This is a genomic window from Desulforamulus aeronauticus DSM 10349 (assembly GCF_900142375.1).
Taxonomy (GTDB): Bacteria; Bacillota; Desulfotomaculia; order Desulfotomaculales; family Desulfotomaculaceae; genus Desulfotomaculum; species Desulfotomaculum aeronauticum.
Genome location: NZ_FRAR01000030.1, coordinates 1 through 5,006 on the forward strand (window position 1 = coordinate 1; position 5,006 = coordinate 5,006).

The 5,006-nt window shown below is 46.7% G+C and carries 5 protein-coding genes, 1 other RNA gene and 1 pseudogene; all 7 read left to right on the plus strand.

Translation table 11 applies throughout. From position 1 onward, the window contains the following. Positions 1-257: pseudogene (gene eno / locus BUA78_RS17330) on the plus strand (phosphopyruvate hydratase); the annotation flags it as partial. A 178-nt stretch (positions 258-435) separates the two neighbouring features. Further along, positions 436-666 carry a preprotein translocase subunit SecG gene (gene secG, locus BUA78_RS17335; protein ID WP_072917063.1) on the plus strand — a complete coding sequence of 77 codons (231 nt, stop codon included), beginning with the start codon at positions 436-438 and terminating at the stop codon, positions 664-666. A 50-nt stretch (positions 667-716) separates the two neighbouring features. Continuing rightward, the gene (locus BUA78_RS17340) at positions 717-2,810 is read left to right on the plus strand and encodes a sodium-translocating pyrophosphatase (protein WP_175549069.1); all 2,094 of its coding nucleotides are present in this window, start codon (positions 717-719) and stop codon (positions 2,808-2,810) included. Between the two features lie 138 nt (positions 2,811-2,948). Continuing rightward, complete coding sequence (locus tag BUA78_RS17345) at positions 2,949-3,425, plus strand: PaaI family thioesterase (RefSeq protein WP_072917067.1); 477 nt, start codon at positions 2,949-2,951, stop codon at positions 3,423-3,425. Next, complete coding sequence (locus tag BUA78_RS17350; protein ID WP_072917070.1) at positions 3,382-3,933, plus strand: HDIG domain-containing metalloprotein; 552 nt, start codon at positions 3,382-3,384, stop codon at positions 3,931-3,933. The genes BUA78_RS17345 and BUA78_RS17350 overlap by 44 nt, the downstream gene beginning before the upstream one ends. A gap of 118 nt (positions 3,934-4,051) precedes the next feature. Then, the gene (smpB, locus tag BUA78_RS17355; RefSeq protein ID WP_072917071.1) at positions 4,052-4,540 is read left to right on the plus strand and encodes an SsrA-binding protein SmpB; all 489 of its coding nucleotides are present in this window, start codon (positions 4,052-4,054) and stop codon (positions 4,538-4,540) included. 34 nt (positions 4,541-4,574) lie between these two features. Beyond that, positions 4,575-4,925, plus strand: a transfer-messenger RNA (tmRNA) gene (gene ssrA / locus BUA78_RS17360). Positions 4,926-5,006: the final 81 nt, after the last annotated feature.

A 5,006-nucleotide genomic window follows, 5' to 3' on the forward strand; every position in this document is an offset into this window, starting at 1 on the left:
TAACCGAAACCCTGGATGCCATTGAAATGGCAAAACGTGCAGGCTACACCGCAGTGATATCCCATCGCTCGGGGGAAACCGACGACACCACCATAGCGGACCTGTCCGTAGCGACCAATGCCGGCCAAATCAAAACAGGGGCGCCCTCTCGGACCGACCGTGTGGCCAAATACAACCAACTGCTGCGAATTGAAGAAGAACTGGGTGAGTTGGCAAAGTATCGTGGCAAAGAAGTGTTCTATAATCTGCGGAGTTAAAGGGTTTGTTAAAATAATCACAAAAGAGACGATTTAGGTAGCCAGAGCTTGTCAGAAGTAGCTTGGATTACCTATTGTCACGAGAATAAAGATTGTCACTTATTTCACGTTATGCTATAATACAGTAGTATACAAGTTCATAATTTTTACATATTTTTGCCAAAAAGGAGGTGGAGTTTTGTTAAAAGGTTTAGTGACTGCTATTCATGTACTAATCGCACTTTCATTAATCGCAACCATTTTACTGCAGTCGGGTAAAAGCGCCGGTTTATCCGGTTCTATTGCCGGTGGGGCCGAGACGTTTTTCGGAGGAAAGAAGAAAGGCTTAGATGAAAAACTCGGTAGACTCACGGCCTTTGTCGCCATCGCTTTTGCCGTAACTTCAATGGTTCTTGTGGTTTGGAAGTAAGGTCCTAAAATTTCAACCGGGACAAGGAGGGTAACTCTCAAGTGGAAAATATGACATTGGCTTATTACGCAGCGGGTGCCGGTGCGCTGGCTCTGTTATTCGCACTGTTCACACTGTCCAGTATCCTAAAAGAAGATATGGGTACTCCTAAAATGCGTGAGATTTCCGAAGCTATTCACGAAGGTGCAATGGCTTTCCTAAACCGTCAGTACAAAACATTAATTCCATTTGCTCTTATTATTTTCGTTCTTCTCTGGGCTGCTCAGTATTTTGTAGAAGGTGGCGGCAGTGCTCATATGCCTGTTGGTCCTGCTTCCGCGATTTCCTTTTTAGTAGGTGCTGTCCTGTCTGCCGTAGCTGGTTACATCGGCATGACCTCCACCACCAAGTCTAACGCCCGTACCGCTGAAGCTGCTCGCAGCCACGGTCTGGGAAAAGCTCTGAACGTATCCTTCCGCGCTGGTGCTGTTATGGGTCTGTCCGTAGCAGGTTTAGGTCTGCTGGGTGTATCCGTACTGTACATTATCTTTGGTCAACCGACCATTATTAACTCCTTCGCTTTCGGTGCTTCTGCTATCGCGTTCTTCGCCCGTATTGGCGGCGGGATCTTCACCAAAGCTGCTGACGTAGGCGCTGACTTGGTAGGTAAAGTTGAAGCTGGTATCCCCGAAGATGATCCACGTAACCCCGCCGTTATCGCAGACAACGTTGGTGACAACGTTGGTGATACCGCAGGTATGGGTGCTGACTTATTCGAATCCTATGCTGCTACCACCATTGCTGCTATGCTGATTGGTAACACCCTGTTTGGTTTCACCGGTGTTATCTTCCCGCTGTTAGTAGGTGCTGTTGGTATCATTGCTTCCATTATTGGTACCTTCTGTGTACGTACTAGCGAAGATGGCAACCCTCAAGCCGCTCTGAACGTAGGCCTTTGGGTAACCAACGTTTTAACTGCTGTTGGCGTATTCTTTGTAGCAAAAAGCGTCTTTGTTGGTGAAACTGCTTCTATTGCTACTGGTATTTTCATGGCTGTAGTAGCTGGTTTGATCGTTAACGTAGCTGTAGGTTACTTAACTGAAGTCTATACCGGTACTGGCAAAGCTTCTGTTAACCGGATTGCAGAGGCTTCTAAATCTGGTCCTGCTACCAACGTTATTCACGGTCTGGCTGTTGGTATGGAATCTACCTTCCTGCCCATGCTGACCTTTGCTGGTGCTATCTACTTCTCCTTCTGGGCAGTAGGTTCTGCTGCTCCTGCTGACAAAGCTGAACTGTGGGCTATCTATGGTATCGCTATGGCTGCTATGGGTATGTTATCCTCCGCTGGTTTCGTTGTTGCGATGGACTCCTTTGGTCCGGTTGCTGACAACGCCGGTGGTATTGCTGAAATGGCTGAGCTTCCTCCTGAAGTTCGTGAGAAGACCGACAAACTGGATGCAGTTGGTAACACCACCGCTGCTATCGCTAAGGGTTTCGCTATTGGTTCCGCTGCTCTGACCGCTCTGGCTCTGTTCAGCGCCTATGTTGAGGCAGTAACCCACAAGTTCCACGATGTACTGCCCGGCGGCAAATTTGTTGTTAACTTAACCGAACCTATGGTTCTGGTAGGTCTGTTCATTGGTGGTGCTGTACCTTTCTTAGTAGGTGCTCAAACCATGCGTGCTGTTGGTGAGGCTGCTTACGGAATGGTTGAAGAAGTTCGTCGTCAGTTCCGTGAAATCCCTGGACTGCTGGAAGGCAAGCCTGGTGCCAAAGCTGACTACTCTCGTTGCGTAGACATCGCTACCCGCTCTGCTATCTCCAAGATGATTGCTCCTGGTATTGTGGCAGTATCTGGTCCGATCCTGGTTGGCTTTATTCTTGGTGCGTATGCTCTGGCTGGTTTCTTGGCTGGCTTAACCGTAACTGGTGTTTTGATGGCTCTGTTCCTCTCTAACGCCGGCGGCGCTTGGGACAATGCTAAGAAATGGATTGAAAAAGGTAACCTGGGTGGTAAGAAGTCCGATCCTCACAAAGCAGCCGTTGTTGGTGACACTGTAGGTGACCCCTGCAAAGACACCTCCGGTCCTGCTATGAACCCTTTGATCAAAGTTGCTGGTACCATCTCCCTGATCCTTGGGCCCCTTCTTACCAGACTATAAGATCTACACTAAAAACCGGCCAAACGGCCGGTTTTTTTATTAGCAATATTTTACTTATTCATTCGGGGCCAAACCTTGCCACTACCTAAAAAATTTAGTACTATATTTCCAAAAGCTAAATAACTGGTGGTGAAGTAAATGCCTACTTATCAAGAGATTTATGGCAGCGAGAAGTGGCGGGAAGTTAATAAGTGCTTTGTTTGCGGACAAAACAATCCCATTGGGCTTAAAATCTCTATTAAGCATAAGGGAGACATAAGTTATACTACCTTTACACCTGGGCCAGAACATTCCGGGTGGCTCAATATCATGCATGGTGGACTGCTTTCCACTTTAATGGATGAGGTTATGGGACACTGGCTGTGGAGTAGGGGTACTCCTGTGATGACAGTGGAAATGAATGTTCGCTATCTTAAACCAGTACCCATCGGTGAGCCCATTGTGGTAACTGCCAGACAGCAGGTAGATCGCGGCAGAATTGCTAATATGGAAGCAGAGGTCACCCTGTCGGATGGTACTCCGGTAGCTAGAGCTACGGCGAAATTTATCAAGACCGAAAGGGGACTTCAGCTTGAATCGGGAAGAAGCACTCAAAGTACTCAAGAAGAATCTTAAGAATAAAAATTTGCTAAACCACTGCATCGCAGCTGAGGTGGTTATGAAGAGACTGGCCCAACATTTCGGTGAAGACGAAGAAAAATGGGGTTTAGCTGGTCTGCTGCACGATATTGATTATGATGATACAAAGGATAAACCTGAACTGCATAGTTTAGAAGGGGCAAAGATGTTGGAAGAAATGGGGCTGTCCCAGGACGTAGTATATGCGGTGAAGGTACATAACGAAAGACACGGCCTACCACGCCAAAGTTTAATGGATAAGGCACTTTATGCCACCGACCCTACCACAGGTTTAATTGTGGCTGGCGCTCTTATCAAGCCAGAAAAGAGGCTCTCCGCCATAGATGTACCGTTTTTAGTCAATCGCATGAATGAAAAATCCTTTGCCAAGGGTGCAAATCGTGAACAAATCCGGGCTTGTTCCGAACTGGGACTTACCTTGGAAGAATTTTTAGATTTAAATTTAGAAGCTATGCAAGGTGCGGCCACTGAACTGGGATTATAAGAATCTTGACAGAAACATTAACAATGTTATAATATAAATACTTGATCAAAGAAATTGTGTCGTGTAAAGCCCGAGTCTCGAGTGAGAACCTGGGCTTTATCTGTCAGAGGTGTTTCTTATGGTTGCCAAGCCAAGTGAATCAACAAAAAGCTATAAAACGGTTACAGAAAACCGTCGTGCTCGTCACGAGTATCATATTTTAGAAACCTATGAAGCGGGTATTTCTCTTTCGGGAACTGAAGTGAAATCACTACGTGCAGGAAAAGCCAACCTTCAGGACAGTTTTGCTCGTGTTGAAAATGGCGAAATGATGTTATATAATATGCACATAAGCCCCTATGAACAGGGCAATCGCTTTAATCACGAACCAAAACGAACCCGTAGGCTCTTGATGCATAAGCAAGAAATCATGCGGCTTTTGGGCAAGGTTCGAGAAAAAGGTTTAGCACTGGTACCTCTGAAAGTTTACTTTAACCCTAGAGGTAAAGTGAAAGTAGAGCTAGCATTGGCTCAAGGGAAAAAATCCTATGACAAACGTCAAGATATTGCCAACCGGGATGCCAAGCGCGAGATGGAACGGGCAGTCCGGGAAAGGCAAAAAATATAATAGTTTTACCTGTTGGCAAAGCATCTTTATACATGGGGGCGAAATGGCTTCGACGGGGGATGCGGTGGCAAGAGGAGCGAGCCGGGATCTCACCTACCCGTTAAACGGTGAACGCAATTTAATTGCCAACGAAAATTACGCTTTAGCAGCTTAATTGCTGTCTAACCTTCTACCCTCTGTGCCCGCGGTGAGGGATAGGAGGTCAAATTAGCGGGACGCTCTGTAACCTGATTCTCGGAGGGTTGCAGCTAAGACTACCGGGATAGCAACATTGTAGGCTGACTGTGGTCGCCAATGAAGCGAAATCTAAAGCATAGTCTACGCTCGTAGAGCCTGTTGTGGTTGCTCTTTCGGACGGCGGGTTCAACTCCCCCCGCCTCCACCAACATATCCACAGTACTTAAAGTGTAAATGAATAGTGATATTATCCTTATCCACGATTACCTTTTCAACGTAGTTGTGGATA

Coding starts and splice junctions, on each gene's coding strand:
- BUA78_RS17340 (WP_175549069.1), top strand. CDS start 717: ATGACATTGGCTTATTACGCAGCGGGTGCCGGTGCGCTGGCTCTGTTA.
- BUA78_RS17345 (WP_072917067.1), top strand. CDS start 2,949: ATGCCTACTTATCAAGAGATTTATGGCAGCGAGAAGTGGCGGGAAGTT.
- smpB (WP_072917071.1), top strand. CDS start 4,052: ATGGTTGCCAAGCCAAGTGAATCAACAAAAAGCTATAAAACGGTTACA.